This is a genomic window from Peribacillus alkalitolerans (genome assembly GCF_010882125.1).
Lineage (GTDB): Bacteria > Bacillota > Bacilli > Bacillales > DSM-1321 > Bacillus_BN > Bacillus_BN alkalitolerans.
This window is the reverse complement of the sequence record NZ_JAAGVZ010000024.1, coordinates 1-19,222: the sequence shown is the minus strand read 5'-3', so window position 1 is coordinate 19,222 and position 19,222 is coordinate 1. Positions and strand designations below refer to the sequence as shown.

Here is a 19,222-nt window from a genome sequence, read left to right as displayed (position 1 = left end):
ATTTAACTAACCTACCCTATCGTCCAATAAAACTATGAAAAAAATATATAAATAAATGACTTAAAAATTAATAGAATTTTAAGGGAATTAGTACCAAGATATCCTCGGATCACCGCCACTTTTAGCTCAATAAGAAATATTACATTTTCCCTTTTTTTATCCATGACAAAATTCTATAACTACCGAAAATGGATATAAAGAAAAGAATAATCATTGCAAATACCCATAAATCTAAACGTTTTATTTCTTGTAAACCATTAACATTTAAAGCAATTAAAGTTGAAAATCCTACAAACATTATGTAACAGATTACATTAGGAATAATCCATACAACTCTTAATTTTGTGTTTTTCAAAACATTAACTCCTTTATTTAAGTACCCTGCTCCGTTAGTAACACAACTTCCCTACAGTGATAAATACATAAAGAATTACAATTACTTATACTATTAAACCTATAATATCCAGTTAATTATCTTTGGTATTAAGAAAAATACTAAAATCATAACAATTGCAAGTAAAGACCCCGCAACATAATAAGGTTGCCTGTTCTTTATATTTTGTATGATATTTATAATTGAAGTAAAAATTAAAACTATAGACATCAAAATCGGCATTTCATAAGAATCTTCAAAACCACTTTTGATAAAGAAGTATGTAATGATTAAAAACAAAGATAAAGTTATTGAGAAAAACACTTGCCCTTTTCTCTTTACTTTTTTTTTCTCTGCCAATTTAGAACAACTCCCAAACTTTATTACTTTAAATAAATATACCTCATAGTTGGATTAAAATTACAATTTATTACTGAGCAATTCTGCCTCGTTAGTAGAAAAAAATGAAAATTGTCTGCTAATATGAAAACCTATATAGAATGAGTTTGTTCTCAGTTCCTAAATATTCTTCACTACCAATTCTACTAATTTCTTTAAATCATATTTTCTCAAGCATTTTACTTTATTGACTATCAATTACAGCAGTTTAATCCAATCAATTTATCATCACGGATTGTCCAACCAAATCCATAATAATTAATCATACTTCTACAAAGGTAGCATCGATCTTGCCAACCTTCTTTTCGCCACTGTGCTAATATACTTAAACTTGCTCCATGACAATAGGCAGTCCATTCATAGTTGTCCGTGTTAAGTTCATCGTTTGGTTGCCTTCTAAGCAATATTTTCACTTACTTTACCATCATTAATCATTTGAAGTATGTCTTTCAAGTTATATACCATCCTTTAACCTTAATACTTGTTGCTTTGATTGTTAACCTTGTAATTTACTTTCTCTTCCACTAATCTGCCCCGTTAGCAGAATAAGAAAAAGCTGCATCGATTGCTAGATCTTCAACAAACTATTAACTTAATAATGTTAAAGGGAAAAAGAGCCAATAATCATCAACAAAAGCTATCATTAAAAATCCAACCAAAAATCCAACTACAACAAAAGTAGTGTACTGTAATTTGGTTTTTATCAAATTTAATGTATAGCCTATAGCCAAAGCTAAAAGTACAAATGTTAATCCAACAGTAAATTGACCTATGCTCCAGGCTCCAATCAAACTAAAAATGTATATTCCTATTGCGGCAAACCAGTAAAATTGATGCTTGCCTTTGATAGCCAAAATTATTGACACAATCAAACCTATCAAAGCTGTAAATGCAATTACAGAAAAAATAAACATCAAAATTCCCCCACTTCCGCATTATCATTACAAAATAGAACATCAAATTAAAAGGGATATTTCAAGATTAAACTCTTAATTTTATTCTCTATACAATCCGTAAAGTCCTTTTATATTGAAGGAACCTGCCCCGATAATAAAAAAAGAAAATCCGATCCCTCGTTATTCGAAGAATCGCCCTCTAGAGTTTAAGTAGAAACCTTAACAATCACTTATACATTTTAATTAATCCAATTCCTTATAAGTATTGTCATTGAATCTTACTCATAACAGAAAGACGCCTTCTTATTAAAGAAAGCGCCATTTCCTGAATACTAATTATTCATTTACACTTGTTCGAGTAAACGATTCTACCAATGAGGCAAGTAGATAAACTAGCCGTGCGTTAAGCTGAATGCTGACAGCCCGAGTCACGCGTTTTTGGTCGAACCCAGAACCTCCAAATAGTGCTGATTGTACATAATGCCTAGGATGTTCCCAAAGGGATCAACCACGGAGGCAGTAATGAACCCCTGACCGCGAACTGTGGGTGCTTCGTATTCTTTCGCTCCCATAGACAGCAGCTTCTCGAAAGTTGCTGTCACATCGTCGACGTGCCAGTACACGACAGCACCACCGGCCGGGCCGGTGGCCGCACCATCTGGCGCGTAGCGGCTATCGATCAGGCCCAGCTCGTGCTGGTAGTCGCCGAGGCGAAACTCGGCATATCCTGGGCGTTCGAAGTATGGATCAATGCCTAACAGCTCGGCGTACCACTTCTTTGCCGCCACTAAATCAGCTGCCCAAAAACTGACGGTTGTGAGTCCTCGTAATGTATTTGTATCGCGCATAAATGATTTCCTCCCCTATTACGAATAATCTCTTCTCTTATTCAAGAATATGGCGAGATTGTCGATGATTAATAATGTTTTTCAGAGCCTTTGAATTTACCACGGCAAATGGCAATTTATCGGTAATTGTCATGAATTGGTTGAAACAAATTTTCTTGAGTAGCCCGAACAACTGAAAAATGGTCAACATTGTAATGACCATGAAGTATTTCATTGTGATGTTTGATTATCTTTTCGGCAGATAGGGTTGAAGAATCTGTCGTCGAATGCCCATCTCCAACTAAAGTAACATCAAAATGATTGATTGTTGCAGTTCTAACCGCTGAGTCAATACAGTGTTCTGTTTTACATCCCATGATAACAAGATGTTTGATCTCATTGTCTTTTAAAAAGCTCATTAATGGCGTTCCATAAAACGAATTTGTAGCCGCTTTATCGAAAATTTTCGCTGTGGTAGGCACTTTTACTTTTGGGTGGATTTGAAATCCTTGACCTTTGCCGTCAGCAACATCTATATCTCTTATAAAGACGATGAAAGCATGTGATTCTAATGCTTGATTAATAACCAAATTAACGTGATCCAACAATGCTTCTTTATTAAACACACTTTTCTCTTTAGTTTTGCCATCCACTAATTCTTGTTGGACATCAATAATAAGTAAAGCTTGTTTCAATAGAAAAACTCCTTTTTATTATAATTTATACCCTGTTCCACAAACTTTTCTTCAATTTTATTCTCCATAATATCGCCCCCTTTAACTATTAACCTATTTCGTTATAAAACCATAAACTCCTCTTTTTCAATCTGGTATCATATGTAACTATTTTCCTTTTGTTATTTCCCAATCTTGGCCCTAAATGAAAAATAAGCGCTAATCTCTATTCAAGGAAAGCGCCATTTTCTTGAACATATATAAACTCATATTAACCGGTATTGTAGAACCAATTAACTTAATCTTGCAGATAAAGTTGCAAAATAATCTCAGAAGATTGGTTATGAGTGCCATCCGTTAACTCATAGAAAGTGCTGTTTGCACAGCTCTCGATCCTTAACAGAAGCCACTTTTAAGAAGGAAAATACTTATTCTTCTCTTACCTATTTCTGATGAAGAACATTATCTGAATACCAATAAAAAGCATAATCAGTCATAACTGAAGAATCACCCAACTGATGCAACATAGCTGAAATATTCCCTCTATGATAGGATCCATGATTCACAACGTGTAAGACCATTTCAGATAGACTTGTCTCTCTTAATCCTGCCCATGGATTATCCAGCATAATTCTCTTTTCCATATCTTCCTGACTGGTCAAAAAGGATATAAACCGAGTTGATAAAATGTGAAATTCCTTTTCTAAGTCTTCAATGGAATGTTTAACAATCTTTTCTTGAAGTTGAAGTGAAGATTGCATGGCTTCTTTCATATTCTGACCTTCCAGGATATAAAGCCATGCATATTCTACCAAATAGATATGTGACAAAACCTCTGAAACAGAAGAAAAGACACTTTTCAATTTCTTTTGATATTTCTCGGATGACATTGTCTTAAGATGATCAATAATCCGTTGATTTGCCCATACATGATAGTTATATAGATTTTCTACATGATTAGCCATACAATCGCCTCCTTATCATCACTTTTTTAATATTCTTTCTCAGAATGAATTATTCTTTAAATTATTAATTATCTGATGAGATCTTCACCTAAATGGCCAGATTGCTGAACAGAATTTTATCTGGACTCTTCAACTAAACTACCCAATCAATAAGAACTTCAACAAAATAAGTGCGTTATCCTACATGGATAAACGCACTATTTTGTTGAACAAGGAAGTTAATTCTATGCACTGTTCTTTTGATTTTTAAAAGACTAAAAGATTACCCGGTATAGTAAACGCTATCGTTATCCTTCAACTATCTTTGCAAAGTCATCAAGATTAGTCGAATACTTGATATAGATTCGTGGTAACAGATAGAGTTCATCTTTAATGCTCTTCTCAGTAAATGGTTCAGGAGTTGTTGTAAGTCCAAACATATAGTATTTCTTCGTTTCTTCTACAACCTTGCTATTACTATTTCCGTATGGATATGCAAGAGCAATAACGGGTCTTCCCGTTATATTTTGAATTCTCTCTTTGGACTCTTTCAGTTCATATTCATAATTTTTTATTTTCGTCAAATCAGGATGTGTTGCAGTATGAGACTGGATGGACATTATACTCGAATCAGCCATCATTTTTAATTCCGATTTAGATAATCGGTTGGAACGACCGATAAAGTCAGAAATAACAAAAATGGTACCAGTTGGTTGGAAACGTTCATTTTTCATTTTTTGAAAGATTGCAAATGCATTCAGATTGTTTTTGTATCCGTCATCAAAAGTAATGAAAATGGGTTTGTTTACTTTATTAATGTCTTGCCACCGATCAAAAGTAAGTAATGTATATCCATGATCTCGCAAATAAATCATTTGTTTCTCGAAATTTTTAGGGGTTACATATAACTCCTTAGAACCCTGTCCTTTAAACTCGTCGATTGAATGATAAATTAAAATAGGTACTTTTCGTTGTCCAAAAACTTGTGATGGAACAATAAAGATAATTAGACAGAGGAAAAACATTACACCCTTTTTCATAAAACTCCTCGCTTTATATCCTTTTAAAATTTTTTCAATTTATTGTTCCTCAATATTTTGTTTTTATGATTTCTATCGAAATGCCAGATCCAGGTAATGATTCATCCATTACTTCGTACCATACCTTTACTTCTATCCCTGCTTTAAATCCTCGTTATTGTTTATCCTGTTTTATGGAAACCAAGCCCCATCTTTATCCTTATTAAGAATTTCTGTGTTGTTAGATTAGTAACATACGCGTCTGGGACTTGCCCCATTTGAAAACATTATTGTTATAGGAATTTCCTTTTCATTTTAAAAAAGATAAAAAGCATTCCTCATTACAAAGAAATGCTTTATAAAACTTAAAACTATTCAATTTATAGTTCAACTAACCTGCTACGTAGCTTTAATAAGAAAAAATTGCGTTTGAATCTACATAGTATGAAGGAAACTACAAAACAATTAGCGGAACTTCCATGGCTATACCGCATGTCTCTGGCCAAGCATCAAAAATTTAGTCATGCAATTCATCATGGAGCCCACTCGACTTTGGACAGAATTAGCAAAATTTTATGATATTAATGGTGGAATTGGAGTAGAAACTGGTGATGATTATGTATCGGGGGTTGGGTTTGCTAGGGTGAAATAAGGGTATAAAGGAAGCAAAAGGACGGTTCTTTTGCTTCCTTGTTTTCTATATAATTCCCTGAAATCTCAACACAATTTCCGCGATGACTGCAGATCCTAAATAGGTTCCTAGTAGAACGCACATACCAACGATGATGGTTTTCCAGCCTAGTTTGGAGAAGTCTGCCCATGAGCGGCCAATTCCGATTCCTGCGTAGGCTAAGATGGGTGTTGCAATGGCTAAAAGGTTCACCTCGGCTGTCCATTTGACAATTTGTTCCGATCCTGGCATGCCGGGAATGGTGAGGATAAAACCTAAAATCCCAATGTAGGCGATACTGGGAATTTTTGCTGGAATTAGTTTGGAAATAATTAATCCAGCTAAACAAATAAGTACTAAGCTAAGCAATCCTGGTAAAGCTTTCGTTGGGAGAACATCATAGCCAACCCAGTTTCCAATTAATACTACAGCTCCAATGATGACTAATACGAGTGCCCATTCTTGAATGTTTTTTAACATTGGTTATGCCCCCACCTTTACATTTGGATCTGCTTTTTTACTTTTTCTTCTTGTCAACCATGTGTACATTTTTTCCGTTAAAGGTAAACCAATAAAAATGCTGGCATATAAGCCTGTTACAGATGTGGCGAGGTTACTTGCTCCTGAAAAGGCTATGATATCTTCTTTCATTTCAGGAAAAGCTGAAACTAGTGGACCTAATGCGGCAGCCGTCATACTTCCACTTCCGATTCCTGTCGCCATTGCAAAGGAAAGCGGGTGTAGTGGTGTCACTGTAGCTAAAAATCCAGAAATGAGTCCCATGAAAATAGCTCCAAAAACGGTTCCGAAAATGTAGATCGCCATTACTCCCCGCCCTTCAGGGGAGGAGAAACCATACTTATCTGTAATTAACGCAACATTTGGCTCACGACCGATAGAGTGTGTCATACCGATGGCTTCACGTTTCAGTCCGAGGATCACCGCAATTGGTAGACCTACTAAAATGGTACCGATATTGCCTATTTCTTGAAGGAGTAGTGCTGGTCCTGCGGCTATTAACTTAGGCAAGGCTGGTCCAGCTTGCACCCCAAATTTAGCAACTAAAAGGGTCACCGATAAAAATACAAGTTGTTCTGCATTTATGGACTGTTTTTCTTTTACAAGTGGTGTGAAGTATAATGCAATCCCGATAATAACTGCATAAAGCATGGGCAATAGTAAAATGGTACCTGGACCTAATGGGATTTGATGGATTCCGATGGCTTCTGTCACTAATACGATGGCTAATACGAGTGCATGCAATCGCCAATCCTTCCATAATTGTTGAACCTGTTCTGACATCACATTCATCCCCCTTTTTTGAACTTCGTTCCTAAATCTATTTAACGAGAACTGCTCGACTCGACTATTTCCCTTACACCACTTTTCAAGTATTGTAAGGTTGCCTTACCTAAAACTTTAGCGGCAATTAATAAGGCTCTTTCGTCGATATTAAATTTTGGATGATGATGTGGATATGCCACTTCCCACTCTGGATTTTTAGCACCAGTGAAGAAGAAGGTTCCTTTTACTTTTTGTAAATAGAAAGCAAAGTCTTCACCACCCATAATTGGCGGTGTTTCTATCACACTCTCCACTCCAGGAACAGACTCAGCTAATTTTGCTACGAACTCTGTTTCCTCTTTATGGTTTACTAAAACAGGGTATCCTCTATAGTATGTATATTCATAGGAAGCATCTGAAACGAGGCAGGTTCCTTTTACCACTCTTTCAATTTCATTCTCTATAAAAGTACGAATCTCTTCTTTAAACGTACGAACGGTTCCAATCATTGAAGCGGAGTCTTGAATCACATTATAAGGACCTTTTGCTTCAAAGGAACAAACGGAAACAACGGCTGATTCCAGTGGATCTACTTTTCTACTCACAATTTGTTGTAGATTTGTAAGGAGCTGACCTCCAATTAAAATACTATCCTTCGTATCATGTGGAGCTGCCCCGTGGCCGCCTTTACCCTTAATTTTAATGTCAAAACGATCTGGAGCGGCTTGAAGTGGGCCTGAGCGATAACCTATTTCCCCTAAAGGCATCGTTGCTTGTAAATGAGTGCCAAAAATAACATCCACCCCGTCTAAGCAACCATCTTCGATCATGGAAATGGCTCCACCTGGGGGTAATTCTTCGGCATGCTGGTGTAGGAAAACAACGGTCCCTTTGAGTTCAGATTTCATCCCATTTAACACTTTGGCTAGACCTAATAAAGTGGCAGTATGGCCATCGTGTCCACATGCGTGCATAACCCCATCATTGACTGATTTAAAAGGTACATCGGTCTCTTCTTGAATTGGAAGTGCATCAAAATCTGCCCGTAAAGCAACGGTTGGACCAGGTTTATCCCCTTTTAAATAGGCTAATACCCCATTTCCACCAACATTCGTTCTTACTTCATGTCCTAATTTTTCATGGTAGGCAGCAATAAAATTTGCCGTATTAACTTCTTCAAAAGATAGCTCTGGATGTTGATGAAGATGACGGCGGATTTCAACCATTTCGTCAAAAACATCATCTAATCCCTTAAATAATTGATCCAATTCTCTTCACTCCTTTTCAAAATGAAACTTAGAAACATGTGCTTGTCCTAAGTTTACATAATTTTATAATAATTCAGTTTATTTTGGAAGTCGAAATATTCTTCTTATGTTTTTTGATTAGAAAGTATGTGAAAAGGGTGTAATAGATAAGGATTTACTCATAGTAATTTGCTAATAATTCCCTTTTATCTTAATTCTGTTATTATAGAAGTATATTAAATAAAAGAAATCACGAGGAAAGAGCATGAAGAATAAGAATGGATTCTTTGAATGGAGAAAGAGGAAGCTTGATGAATCTATTAATTATAGTTTCTGTATATAATTACTTGGTGAGTCCAAATAAACAAAATTAAACTCCTTGTAAATATGAATTTGGAAGAACTCAAGAATCTTTAAATTCCTTGCAATAACCGGGATTAGACGATAAGAATTAGTGATTCTAATATGGTGCAAATCGACTTTTTAATGTAACGGTTTTAATGTATGGGAAAGGGAAAAAGGAAGCCCTGCTTCCCCTCCACTCCATAATGTTGCCTTTGTTAAAGAAGTATAAAGAGTCTATAAAGAGTCTTTACATTTAATGTTTTCATAGTTTACGATGGTTCCTTTTCTTTTTCCTTCTCGTGGTCATCTATGAGACCTTTGGTGGACTGCTTAAACTCCCTCAATGTTGTACCCACCGCACGTCCCAGTTCTGGAAGTTTCTTCGGACCAAAAACGATTAATGCCAACACGAGAATTAATACTGCACCACTTACCCCTATATTTGCCATATTTAGCCCCTCCTTTAATATTTAACGAAGAATGCCGTGAAATACATAATTAATATCCCAAGAGTAAAACCTGCAAAATTCAACCAAGAAACTGAAGGTTCTGCATTCTTTTTATGATCATCCATCAGCATTTTGGCTATCACAAAGATAACCTGTAAGATAGCACCTGCACCTATTCCAAGGAAAACAGCTCCCCAAATCGGTGAAAAGACAAATCCTCCAAACCAGGTTCCGAGAATCGCAGGTGCTCCTGCGATGGCACCTAGTAGAAAGAAGGTACTGATTTTAGGCTTCGTCTTCAATAATGGTGCTGCTATCCCGATACCTTCGGTAATGTTATGCAACGTAAATCCGATGATTAAAAACGTACCTAATGCAGCTTCTCCTAGTGCAAAGGAAGATCCAATCGCCAATCCCTCTCCAAAATTATGAAGACCAATCCCCGTAGCCATCAATAAGGAAATTCCAAATGGAGAATAACCGTTTCTCTTCTGTTTTCGTTGTTGATATTGATCGAATCCGAAGAGTAGTAAAAAGGTTAAAATCGTACAAATAATGACGACCATGTTACCTTGGAATACCGAGGGAGCTTCTGCTCCAATTTCAAATCCATCAAATAAAGTACCAAAAAATAAGAACAATAATAACCCTACAGTAAGGGCAAGAATGCCATTTATCCACTTTCGGTTCAATCGTTTCATAAAAGGATACCACAGTAAACCTAACGTGATTGGGACAATTCCTACATAGAATCCGATGAACCCATAATTTAAGAAACTCTTCCATGATGGTTCAGGTGTTAAAGTGGCTGCATCCAATCCTGCTTCTGTGATGATTCCATTCTCTGAAATTAATAAGACCGTATGAGGGTCTCCTTCCACCCACGGATAATTAATTCGGACTTTTCCATCTTCAAATCTTTTTAGAGTCGGACTAGGTTCCATGGAAAAATTCCAAACGGAATCATCCACAATGACTTGAGCGATGGTCAATGTCTCGGGTCCTGTGTTACTAACATCGAGTTCAAAACCCCCAGGAATGACCTTGAACTTTTCAACATTTAAGACTTCAATCGGTGCTGCCGGTTCTCTTTCTACACCTGCCCCTTTTGTAAATACCCATCCTAAAACCAACACTAACAAGGCTAGTGGGATCAAACCTGATATAAACCATTTTGTTTTCATTCTCTTCCCTCCTCTTTATACGACCTCAAAGAATCCCATCCAGCCGAGTTCCGCAAATTCACTTACATGGGCATGGAACATATATTTTCCTTTATAAGGAAAACGCACTTCAATGATTCCTCGTTCCCCTTGACATTGCATAATCGTATCCGTAAATTGAGTAGGATTTTCGTTTCTACCCGTCGGAATATACGTAAAGTAGTTGGCATGTAAGTGGAAGGAGTTGAGTAAGTCAAACTCCGTTAAATTGCTAAGATAGATTCGGACAAGCTCATCCTTCTTTACTTGTATGGGATGATTCATAAATGCAAACGCATACCCATTCACGGTGTAAAATTCATTGGCTCCGTCTAAGTCTAAATCAAAGGCATTCATGACCATGTTCATTTCTACTGCTGGCTCCCTAGGCGTTTTTGGATCAATGATGAAGTTCCCATACAGTCCTTTATGAATATGCCTTCTTAATGGCAACACATGGCAATGGTAAATCTGTAAGCCATAGGGTTGTGCTTCAAATTCATACGTAAACGAACCACCTGGCGGAATAGCGTCGATGCCATCCATTTCGGGAGGATGGATACCGTGAAAGTGAATGGAATGAGGATGGCTTCCTTGGTTCACAAAATGAAAACGTAATACATCTCCTTCTGTACAACGAAAGGTTGGTCCTGGAATGGACCCGTTGTACGTCCAGCCTGGAAACTTGATTCCCTTAGCGATTTCGATTTCTTTATCAATTGCCACTACCTCATATTCACGAAGAGTACGCCCATCTGAAAGATTGGATACCTTTCCATAATCAAACTCGGTTAATAGGCGTTCTGCCATCAAATAGCCTTCTGTTTTGGACGTGTCTACCACATGTGAGTGACTTCCAGAATGACTTCCAGAATGACTTTTTTTGCTGGATGTATGATGGGTCTCTGCCTTCGCTACACCTGAAAACTGGGACACTTTATTTAAATACATGCTCCCTGCAATACCAAGCGCTCCCGCCGTACCAATCTTTAACATATCTCGACGAGACATTTTATTGTCCGACATACTTTTACCTCCTCTTAAAAAGTTTGCCTAATGCAACTTTATTATCTTTGTCTATAAATTTATGATACGGACATCATTCTTGTCAATCACCAAACGAATAATATATTTATTAATTTGAATACATTTTTCTTTTCCTACTTTCATATTGGATGGATTTGAAAATGGATAGTAGACAAAAAATATAGGCCCTTGTGGTTAATGATTCGCACCACAAGAACCATTTTTAATGTTATTTGTCCTTTACTCTTAGAAGGCGAAGCTGTTTAATTTGACTAGTAGAAAAAGTATTCAACAAATACAAAAGGCTGCCTAAAAAGACAGCCTTTTACTTGTGACTTATTCGGTTATATTATTTTACGTTTCAAAAACATTTTCGTTCTTTCGTTCCGTGGACTATTAAACAATTCATCAGGCGTACCTGATTCTATGATTTTCCCGTTATCCATGAATATGACTCGGTCAGCAACTTCCTTAGCGAACTCCATCTCATGTGTCACCACTATCATAGTCATATGTTCTTTTGCCAATTGCTTCATTACATTTAGTACTTCGTCAGTCAATTCTGGATCCAAGGCAGATGTAGGTTCATCAAACAACAAAATTTCTGGGTTCATCATTAGTGCTCTTGCAATTGCAACTCTTTGCTTTTGGCCACCAGAAAGCATATCAGGATAAGCATCCGACCAATCAGAGAGACCTATTTTCTCTAATAGGCTTGTACTTCGTTTAACGATTTCTTCAATTGATTCTTTCTTCAACATTTTTGGAGCAAGTTCAAGATTTTCTTTTACATTCAGATGAGGAAAGAGATTGAAATTCTGAAATACCATGCCCATCTTAGACGTAATTTGCTTGATTTCCTGTATATTAGAGTAGCTTCCGTCCCTCACCAGATGTTTACCAGTAATATTGATATTTCCGTCATCTATTTCTTCTAAATGAATAAGACTACGCAACATCGTACTTTTCCCCGAACCGGATGGGCCGATTACTGCAACCACTTCATTTTTATTAACATCAAAAGTAATCTTTTTTAATACATCCAATTTACCAAATGATTTTTTGAGATTAGATACTTCAATAATTGACACATTCACCACTCCTTATTTTTCAAATTTGAACCTTTGTTCGAGCCACTTAAAAAGAATAGTTAATAAGAGTGTTAACATTAAGTAGATAATCCCCGCTAAAAAGAATGGAACAATAGTAAAATCACGGTTCACAGCTGTTTGTGCGAAGTGTAATAATTCGGGTACAGCAACTGCATAGAGTAACGCAGTATCCTTTACTAGTGTCACCGATTCATTTGAAACTGCAGGAAGTGCTATTCGAAACATTTGTGGTAAGATAACCTTATTTGTGGTTTGCCATTTACTCAAACCTAGGACTTGTGAAGCTTCATATTGTCCTTTATCTATCGCCAATAACCCTCCACGAAAAATTTCAGCAAAATATGCAGCGTAGTTCAAAATGAATCCCAAACAGGCAGCTAAAAATCGATCTAGTACCAAATATTCACCTATTACAGGAATAAGTGGCAGTCCAAAAACTATAAAAAGCAACTGAAGAAGTAGTGGTGTACCCCGCATCAAATAAATATAAATCTGTGCAATAAATGATATAGTCTTAATCCTACTTTTTACTGCTAATGTTAATAAGAACCCAAGCGGAATCGACAACAGTATGGCAATTAAAAATAATAGTACTGTCATCTTAGCCCCTTCTAACATAGGAACAAGTATTGAAATCACATAATCCAAAGACATGTAACATTCCTCCAAAAACAAAACAGGCTTTCCACTGGAAATCCTGCTTGTCCATTATTTTTGCCGCTAATTACTTTAATACCTTATCTTCTCCAAACCACTTACGAGAGATTTCTGCAGCTGTACCGTCCTCATTCATCTCATCAAGTGCCTTTTGAAGTTTCTTTAATAGTTCTTCGTTTCCTTTTTTCACACCTACCCCGTATTCCTCAGGAGCTAGAGATTCATCGAGTAACTTAAAAGTCTCTTTCTCTTTTGACATGTAATACTTTATGACAATTTCATCAATTACCACAGCATCCACCCGACCTAACTTCAGATCACTTAAGGCTAGAACATTGTCGGCATATTCCGTCACGGTCTTGACTTGTGAATTAACCGGACTACTATTCAAAGCATCAGCAGCCGAAGAAAGAGATTGAAGACCAATCACTTTTCCTCCTAAATCATTAAGATTCGTAATGTTCGAATTCCCCAATGTGACTACCGCTTGTGCATTCTTTAAGTAGGGTTTTGTAAACAGAACCTTATTTTTGCGTTCATCAGTGATTGTGTATCCGTTCCAAATTAAATCAATTCTTCCACTGCTTAACTCAGATTCTTTGGTTTTCCAGTCTATAGGTTGGAATTTAACCTTCATCCCCATTTTTTCTGAAGCCGCTTTTGCATAGTCAATGTCAAATCCTACGATTTCATTTTTCTCATCTCGGAATCCCATAGGGGCAAATTTATCATCAATTCCAATGACTAGTGTGTCTTTATTAATTTTTTCTTCAGATTTGGAACAACCAATAAGTAGGAATAATACAGTTGAAATGGATAAGATCATAGCTGCAAAACGTGCCATTTGTGTATACCACCTTTACAAAATTTATATTAAAATACTAAACTTCCAAATACTTTATTTCGCTAATGTATTAGAGAAATAAATTGCGATGACATAAAGTTAACACAAGATCAAAATATGTGTCAATAATTTATTTTAATACATTACCAAGATAAAGCGTTTGCGGTATGCAAATTACCCTCAAAATAAAAATATAGTTGTTGTTAAAATTAAAAATTTATCATGAGGGAACTTTTGATTTATCTCTGTTTCAAACTGAGTATTAGACTCAATTGATAATGCTGGTTGAAGATGGGTATGCCAACGACCTTCATTCACCATATCTTAATTCACATAAAAAGAGCGATAATCCTTTAGGACCACCGCCAGCTTTAGCTGAATAAATAGATCGTTTTTTCAATAAGAAATGCTGAATGACAGCTCTAATCCTTAATTATCCCGATAGTACGTTTCTTCACAATCTATCTATACCTATAACCTATTTTTGTTGCCATAATCGTTCATAAATTACTTTATTACTCGCATTTCTTAAAATGAATATGTCAGGGTTACTAAGTTTTTGTCAATCATCAAATCCGAAATTTTCATTATAATACTTTAAAAGTAATGACATTAGATTTCCGTGGGTAACCATGATAGTATTTTCATATTCACAGTTAAAAACTTCCTCTACAACTTCTACTATTCGTTGCGTGGCTTCTTTACTGGACTCTCCACCTTCAAATTTCAGGTCAATATCCTCAAATGTTAATTGTAGTTTTTCCAACCAGTCCGAAAGATTTTTAGTACTTAGTACACGTTCAGTTAATTGTCTATTAATCTCTATCTCGACATTTAACCGCTTTGAAAGTGGCTGTATAGATTGTATAGCACGCTTATAAGGGCTTGAAATAATACGGTCGATTTTAATTTCTGAAAAAAAATCAGATACCTCTATTGCTTGTTTAAAACCTTTATCTGTGAGTTGTGATTCGGATGGTTGTCCTTCAGCCTCACAATGCCTTATAATATATATTTTCTTCAACAAAACCACTCCAATATTAAGTATATGGATTATAAAGTTAAAATGAGGGATGAATTGGATTCAACGATTCAGCTCGTTTTATACTTTCTTTTAAATAAATAGGTGCTTTTGGGTGGCTTAATACTTCTTCTGTAGTAAACCATAGGACCTTTTCTACTTCATAAGGACTTTTAGGAAATGCCTGACCAGAATAATGTTCGCAAAGAAAAACAATATCTACTACATTTTCACCCGTTTCTGTTACAAAAGATGTACTGTGTACATAATCTATCCTGTCTTTTACTATCACACCGACTTCTTCTAAAATTTCACGCTTTACAGTTCTTTCTAATATATCTGAGGAGTTCCCTTCAATATCTACCTTGCCTCCAACAAGAGAAAGCATACCACCAGCGTGGTCTTCTTTTACGCTTCTTTCAATTATAAGCCATTTATCATTTTTCTTAATTGCACCTTCAACATTTACAATAAACATTTATAAGTTCCCTCCTAAAGATTCATTTTTTTACTTCTTCAAACCCTACCAATCTCCTGTTTGTTTTAATCTTTTTTGTGCTAACCTGCCCCATTACTTCCCAATTCATTTTATCTTATTTCAATAAAATAGAGCGATAATCCTTTTGGATCACCGCCCTCATTGATCAAATTGTCATTTCAGCTTATAATATTTGGTATTAAGATAAATAGGATATCAATAATACCTATATGAAATATTCTGTAAGTAGTAGGACATTTCCTTCCTCCACTAACCCGCCCCTTTAGGTATATAAAAAAGCACCCTAAATGGTAGCTGGATCTTCAACTCTCGCCCTGGTTAGTACAAACAAGGGATATAGAATATTTATTCAACCTCTTTACAGGCCCAAGCATCAATTTCAACTTTAAAAGCAGGTGCAGCTAGAGCAACTACATAAACCATTGTTGTACACGGAAGGTGTTCACCAAGAAAATCACTTATTATTTTTTTTCTTTCATTAGCTTCAAAGTCACCAACTAAATAAAACACTAACTTAGTTAAATCATTAACTTCCATTTCAGCAGCTTCAAGGTTTCTCTTAATATTTTCTAATGCTAATTTCATTTGTTCTAAGGGATGTTCTGGTACTGTGCCATCGATATCCATACCTAATTGTCCAGATAAAGTTAACCATCTATTAGCACCAGATATTTCAATTTGATGCACATATGGAGCAACAGGAGTATGAATCGTGTCAGGGTTTCTAAATTTTTTCATAAATAATCAATCCTTTACAATGTAATAAGAATATATGAGAATGCGTAAGTTGGAAAAGGGGTTTATTTTATATAGCAGTTATAGATCTTTCCATCCTTCTTTTGAATGAACTTGAATGATTTCACTTTTACTCATAAACTCAACTATTTTTCCATCAATTTTGTACTTAGTTACAGTATATTTAATCGCTGCTGAATCGTATTCAGGATGGTGCAACAGAAATGAATAACCGTTACGCCTCATAAGGAATGCACCAAGCTCAATCTCTTTATGAAGCCATTCAGTTTTTGCTTTGTCATATTTTTGAGAAAGTTTCTCTTGTTTAGTTTCCAGTTGGTCAATTTCATGTGGGGTTAAAGTTTTAGTAACTGTTGACTCCTTTTTCGTCTGTTGAACAATAAATTTGTTAAGCGAGCTTTGAATTATATTAAAGTTTGCAGCTATAACTAAACCAATAATAATTAACCCTAAAATTTGACTTGTTTTAATTCTCTTTTTTCTTTCAACTACTTCCATGATTAGGAGCACTCCTTACAATATAAGTACTAATTAATATATTGAATATTTAAGGTTTTAAAAGTTTTTTATCATTTCCCCTTAAAAATTAGTGTATTTCATCCGTTCAAAGCCTCAAGATTAGAACAAAAAAATGAGAGCTGCATAACAAGTTTTGTTATTGAACTCTAGTCCCCAATAGTTTAAGTACAACCTTTTACAATCTTGATTCAATTATTAGAAAATAAGTGCTTTAAGGTTAACAAAAGCAAATTAACGATTTATATTTTTTGTCATTCCAATGGAAAATTTCTTGAAACCTAAATTTTCATAATAAGACTCTAACCGTTCTACACACATAAGTTGAGGAATTACTCTATTTTGGCCACAATGCTCGATTATTCGTTTCATTATTTCTTTGCCAATTCCTCTAGACTGGTAGCTTGGTAATACACATACTCCACATATAATTGCCGTAATTACTCCATCAGAAATAACACGTCCCATTCCTACTAATTCTTGGTCATCAAAAGCATATATTACATACCAACTCTGATTGCACATTTGTTCTAAATCATTAATTGTTAATTTAAGCGAGTTCCATCCTAATTCATCATACAATGTCAATAATCCCTTAAAATTTTCAGGGGGTTTTATCGTATAATCTATTTTATTTTTCACCACAGAACCTCCTTATTTTTTATCTCATAACTTTACTCAAACTAAATAAGAAAAGCGTTTGACAATGAAACCATCATACTATCCCAATACCTCTATCAATACCCCACTTATGTTTTGAACTAGCGATACTAAGGCTGGAATTACAAAAACAATAAAACTGACGTGCCATATTTTATTGTGGTTTCGATTTTGGGAAAATGTAGAAATCTTCCAACAGGTGTATGCCAGTAATAACCCACCCGTTATGAAAACACAAGAGAATAGTATAATTGTCAAAATAGCTTGATCACCTTGTAAATCAGGATTATTTAATATAGGTATGCCGAAAAAAACTAGATTGATAATGCCAAATATACTTCCTTTCATTACCCAATGATTTGGAAGATATGGTGCTACATATGTATATAAGATACTGCTCGCTAAACAAAAGCTAATTCCAGTACCTATCAGGGAAATCACTCCTTGAATTGATACACCGCTTCCTAATGAAGGATATGCAAGAGCAATGATCCGCATAATGATTCTTAGCAAAAACCCACAAATTACTCCAGTAATAAGTGCACCAATAAACCCTATCCCAAGTTTTTTACTGAAATTGATAAATCTTGTACCGATTAAGATGTAAATTCCCCCCATTCAATCCTTTTAGTTAAAAGGACACGCTATAGATTAGCGGACCTCCATTTCCTTTTATTCTTCTATTTCATTTCTTTTAGCATCTATATAATCTACACTTACTAAAGGGAGATCTAAGATGGTAATTTTATTCTACATTCTATTTGAACTAATCTGCCTCTTAAGCAATATAACTAGAAATAAACCTTATTCAATAATAAAGAGAGATAATCCTTCTGGATTACCCCTCATTAAGTTGAACTACGTTTGTAAACAACAAAGTAACTCATAAATGAAATCTTTCTTTAATTATTTTAGCTACATCAACTGCATTCAAGCTTGTATTGTTGATTTTTATATAATTTGAAAATGTGATTTCACCTTCTAAGGAATTCAATCTATGTTTCTCCATTGTGCGTTTTAAGTCATTTTCAGACCATTCAATATCTCTTTTTTTAGGTTTGTGTTCAAGTCTATTTGGACTTTTATTTCTCTCAAGTCTCTCTTCTAAGTCAGCCTCAAGTTCTACATAGTAAACAGAGCCTCCTCTGGACTCAAAAAGCTGGGAGAGTCGCTTAACATAATCCCAATCTGATTCCAGATCAAACATCCATACATAAGTGAATATCATTCCATACAAATTACTCTTTGATACTTCTTCAAATATCTCCTGACGAAACAATTTTACTAATCTTTTTCCTTCATTTGTACTGTAATCGAAGAAATGATTAACCAAGTCAATCGTCATATGATTATGAAAAAGTTTCAAATCCGTTATTTTCGCTAACTCCTGCCCAACAGTCATTTTTCCAACCGCTTGTGGTCCAAATATATGAATAAATTTCATAAGCTCTCCTTAAAACAAACAATTTTCTCTAATTATTCTATAATTCAATTATAATTCCCTTCTTCCAAGTTGCCACGTTTGTAAAAAGAAAGGCTTCCATAACGACAGCTCTTCACTAAATTTATTAATAATCAAAACACCACAAATTTAACATGATTAAGAAGGTATAGGAGCTTTCTTTAAAGCACATCTAACAATACTAACTTTTTTTAGGAACCTCTCAAAAAAAAAAAAAATAACCCCAGATAATGGGGTTATTCAGACTGTAGACAAATCCCCCAAAAAGGGGATTTGTCTGCGGTCTTTTTTTGTATAATGAAGGTACTACAAAATGTGCTTAGGTGATAAATATGTTAAC

General features: G+C 35.2%; 24 protein-coding genes. All 24 read right to left on the bottom strand.

All coding sequences use genetic code 11. The features are described from left to right. Positions 1-139: 139 nt before the first annotated feature. Positions 140-355: a hypothetical protein gene (locus G3O09_RS19180; RefSeq protein WP_163103054.1), complete on the bottom strand. Its 216-nt coding sequence runs from the start codon at positions 353-355 to the stop codon at positions 140-142. A gap of 99 nt (positions 356-454) precedes the next feature. Further along, positions 455-733 carry a hypothetical protein gene (locus G3O09_RS19175; RefSeq protein WP_163103053.1) on the bottom strand — a complete coding sequence of 93 codons (279 nt, stop codon included), beginning with the start codon at positions 731-733 and terminating at the stop codon, positions 455-457. A gap of 233 nt (positions 734-966) precedes the next feature. Then, on the bottom strand, positions 967-1,185 hold the full coding sequence (locus G3O09_RS19170; protein ID WP_163103052.1) for a hypothetical protein: 219 nt from the start codon (positions 1,183-1,185) through the stop codon (positions 967-969). A 174-nt stretch (positions 1,186-1,359) separates the two neighbouring features. Beyond that, positions 1,360-1,686, bottom strand: a complete 327-nt coding sequence (locus tag G3O09_RS19165; RefSeq protein WP_163103051.1) for a hypothetical protein — start codon at positions 1,684-1,686, stop codon at positions 1,360-1,362. A 410-nt stretch (positions 1,687-2,096) separates the two neighbouring features. After that, positions 2,097-2,516, bottom strand: a complete 420-nt coding sequence (locus tag G3O09_RS19160) for a VOC family protein (protein WP_163103050.1) — start codon at positions 2,514-2,516, stop codon at positions 2,097-2,099. Positions 2,517-2,632: 116 nt separating this feature from the next. After that, positions 2,633-3,190: a cysteine hydrolase family protein gene (locus G3O09_RS19155; RefSeq protein WP_163103049.1), complete on the bottom strand. Its 558-nt coding sequence runs from the start codon at positions 3,188-3,190 to the stop codon at positions 2,633-2,635. A 422-nt stretch (positions 3,191-3,612) separates the two neighbouring features. Next, positions 3,613-4,134 carry a DinB family protein gene (locus G3O09_RS19150; RefSeq protein ID WP_163103048.1) on the bottom strand — a complete coding sequence of 174 codons (522 nt, stop codon included), beginning with the start codon at positions 4,132-4,134 and terminating at the stop codon, positions 3,613-3,615. Between the two features lie 287 nt (positions 4,135-4,421). After that, positions 4,422-5,153 carry a polysaccharide deacetylase family protein gene (locus tag G3O09_RS19145; protein WP_163103047.1) on the bottom strand — a complete coding sequence of 244 codons (732 nt, stop codon included), beginning with the start codon at positions 5,151-5,153 and terminating at the stop codon, positions 4,422-4,424. Positions 5,154-5,829: 676 nt separating this feature from the next. Then, the gene (locus G3O09_RS19140; protein WP_163103046.1) at positions 5,830-6,282 is read right to left on the bottom strand and encodes a hypothetical protein; all 453 of its coding nucleotides are present in this window, start codon (positions 6,280-6,282) and stop codon (positions 5,830-5,832) included. A 3-nt stretch (positions 6,283-6,285) separates the two neighbouring features. After that, positions 6,286-7,104 carry a DUF3100 domain-containing protein gene (locus G3O09_RS19135; RefSeq protein ID WP_163103045.1) on the bottom strand — a complete coding sequence of 273 codons (819 nt, stop codon included), beginning with the start codon at positions 7,102-7,104 and terminating at the stop codon, positions 6,286-6,288. 41 nt (positions 7,105-7,145) lie between these two features. Then, positions 7,146-8,354, bottom strand: coding sequence for a M20 family metallopeptidase (locus tag G3O09_RS19130; RefSeq protein WP_275898339.1), 1,209 nt, complete (start codon positions 8,352-8,354; stop codon positions 7,146-7,148). 593 nt (positions 8,355-8,947) lie between these two features. Then, positions 8,948-9,127, bottom strand: coding sequence for a twin-arginine translocase TatA/TatE family subunit (locus G3O09_RS19125; protein ID WP_163103044.1), 180 nt, complete (start codon positions 9,125-9,127; stop codon positions 8,948-8,950). A 14-nt stretch (positions 9,128-9,141) separates the two neighbouring features. After that, entirely contained in the window at positions 9,142-10,311 is a 1,170-nt protein-coding gene (locus G3O09_RS19120; RefSeq protein WP_163103043.1) for a ZIP family metal transporter, read from the bottom strand. 15 nt (positions 10,312-10,326) lie between these two features. Further along, the gene (locus G3O09_RS19115; RefSeq protein WP_163103042.1) at positions 10,327-11,355 is read right to left on the bottom strand and encodes a multicopper oxidase domain-containing protein; all 1,029 of its coding nucleotides are present in this window, start codon (positions 11,353-11,355) and stop codon (positions 10,327-10,329) included. A gap of 344 nt (positions 11,356-11,699) precedes the next feature. Beyond that, entirely contained in the window at positions 11,700-12,446 is a 747-nt protein-coding gene (locus tag G3O09_RS19110; protein WP_163103041.1) for an amino acid ABC transporter ATP-binding protein, read from the bottom strand. A gap of 12 nt (positions 12,447-12,458) precedes the next feature. Beyond that, positions 12,459-13,121, bottom strand: a complete 663-nt coding sequence (locus G3O09_RS19105; protein WP_163103040.1) for an amino acid ABC transporter permease — start codon at positions 13,119-13,121, stop codon at positions 12,459-12,461. Between the two features lie 70 nt (positions 13,122-13,191). Then, complete coding sequence (locus tag G3O09_RS19100; RefSeq protein WP_163103039.1) at positions 13,192-13,968, bottom strand: amino acid ABC transporter substrate-binding protein; 777 nt, start codon at positions 13,966-13,968, stop codon at positions 13,192-13,194. A 562-nt stretch (positions 13,969-14,530) separates the two neighbouring features. Continuing rightward, the gene (locus G3O09_RS19095; protein ID WP_338048423.1) at positions 14,531-15,001 is read right to left on the bottom strand and encodes a histidine phosphatase family protein; all 471 of its coding nucleotides are present in this window, start codon (positions 14,999-15,001) and stop codon (positions 14,531-14,533) included. A gap of 28 nt (positions 15,002-15,029) precedes the next feature. Next, positions 15,030-15,467 carry an NUDIX hydrolase gene (locus tag G3O09_RS19090; RefSeq protein ID WP_163103038.1) on the bottom strand — a complete coding sequence of 146 codons (438 nt, stop codon included), beginning with the start codon at positions 15,465-15,467 and terminating at the stop codon, positions 15,030-15,032. A 366-nt stretch (positions 15,468-15,833) separates the two neighbouring features. After that, the gene (locus G3O09_RS19085; RefSeq protein WP_163103037.1) at positions 15,834-16,226 is read right to left on the bottom strand and encodes a RidA family protein; all 393 of its coding nucleotides are present in this window, start codon (positions 16,224-16,226) and stop codon (positions 15,834-15,836) included. Positions 16,227-16,304: 78 nt separating this feature from the next. After that, positions 16,305-16,742 carry a hypothetical protein gene (locus G3O09_RS19080; RefSeq protein ID WP_163103036.1) on the bottom strand — a complete coding sequence of 146 codons (438 nt, stop codon included), beginning with the start codon at positions 16,740-16,742 and terminating at the stop codon, positions 16,305-16,307. 252 nt (positions 16,743-16,994) lie between these two features. After that, positions 16,995-17,402 carry a GNAT family N-acetyltransferase gene (locus G3O09_RS19075; RefSeq protein WP_163103035.1) on the bottom strand — a complete coding sequence of 136 codons (408 nt, stop codon included), beginning with the start codon at positions 17,400-17,402 and terminating at the stop codon, positions 16,995-16,997. A 78-nt stretch (positions 17,403-17,480) separates the two neighbouring features. Continuing rightward, positions 17,481-18,038, bottom strand: a complete 558-nt coding sequence (locus G3O09_RS19070; protein WP_163103034.1) for a hypothetical protein — start codon at positions 18,036-18,038, stop codon at positions 17,481-17,483. Between the two features lie 265 nt (positions 18,039-18,303). Continuing rightward, entirely contained in the window at positions 18,304-18,864 is a 561-nt protein-coding gene (locus G3O09_RS19065; protein ID WP_163103033.1) for an AAA family ATPase, read from the bottom strand. Between the last annotated feature and the right edge of the window lie 358 nt (positions 18,865-19,222).

Excerpts from the sequence above, each read along its gene's own strand:
- G3O09_RS19090 (WP_163103038.1), bottom strand. The coding sequence starts at position 15,467 with ATGTTTATTGTAAATGTTGAAGGTGCAATTAAGAAAAATGATAAATGG.
- G3O09_RS19070 (WP_163103034.1), bottom strand. The coding sequence starts at position 18,038 with ATGGGGGGAATTTACATCTTAATCGGTACAAGATTTATCAATTTCAGT.
- G3O09_RS19140 (WP_163103046.1), bottom strand. The coding sequence starts at position 6,282 with ATGTTAAAAAACATTCAAGAATGGGCACTCGTATTAGTCATCATTGGA.
- G3O09_RS19125 (WP_163103044.1), bottom strand. The coding sequence starts at position 9,127 with ATGGCAAATATAGGGGTAAGTGGTGCAGTATTAATTCTCGTGTTGGCA.
- G3O09_RS19165 (WP_163103051.1), bottom strand. The coding sequence starts at position 1,686 with ATGTTTATTTTTTCTGTAATTGCATTTACAGCTTTGATAGGTTTGATT.
- G3O09_RS19080 (WP_163103036.1), bottom strand. The coding sequence starts at position 16,742 with ATGGAAGTAGTTGAAAGAAAAAAGAGAATTAAAACAAGTCAAATTTTA.
- G3O09_RS19145 (WP_163103047.1), bottom strand. The coding sequence starts at position 5,153 with ATGAAAAAGGGTGTAATGTTTTTCCTCTGTCTAATTATCTTTATTGTT.
- G3O09_RS19150 (WP_163103048.1), bottom strand. The coding sequence starts at position 4,134 with ATGGCTAATCATGTAGAAAATCTATATAACTATCATGTATGGGCAAAT.
- G3O09_RS19135 (WP_163103045.1), bottom strand. The coding sequence starts at position 7,104 with ATGTCAGAACAGGTTCAACAATTATGGAAGGATTGGCGATTGCATGCA.
- G3O09_RS19120 (WP_163103043.1), bottom strand. The coding sequence starts at position 10,311 with ATGAAAACAAAATGGTTTATATCAGGTTTGATCCCACTAGCCTTGTTA.
- G3O09_RS19115 (WP_163103042.1), bottom strand. The coding sequence starts at position 11,355 with ATGTCGGACAATAAAATGTCTCGTCGAGATATGTTAAAGATTGGTACG.
- G3O09_RS19085 (WP_163103037.1), bottom strand. The coding sequence starts at position 16,226 with ATGAAAAAATTTAGAAACCCTGACACGATTCATACTCCTGTTGCTCCA.
- G3O09_RS19065 (WP_163103033.1), bottom strand. The coding sequence starts at position 18,864 with ATGAAATTTATTCATATATTTGGACCACAAGCGGTTGGAAAAATGACT.
- G3O09_RS19105 (WP_163103040.1), bottom strand. The coding sequence starts at position 13,121 with ATGTCTTTGGATTATGTGATTTCAATACTTGTTCCTATGTTAGAAGGG.
- G3O09_RS19100 (WP_163103039.1), bottom strand. The coding sequence starts at position 13,968 with ATGGCACGTTTTGCAGCTATGATCTTATCCATTTCAACTGTATTATTC.
- G3O09_RS19160 (WP_163103050.1), bottom strand. The coding sequence starts at position 2,516 with ATGCGCGATACAAATACATTACGAGGACTCACAACCGTCAGTTTTTGG.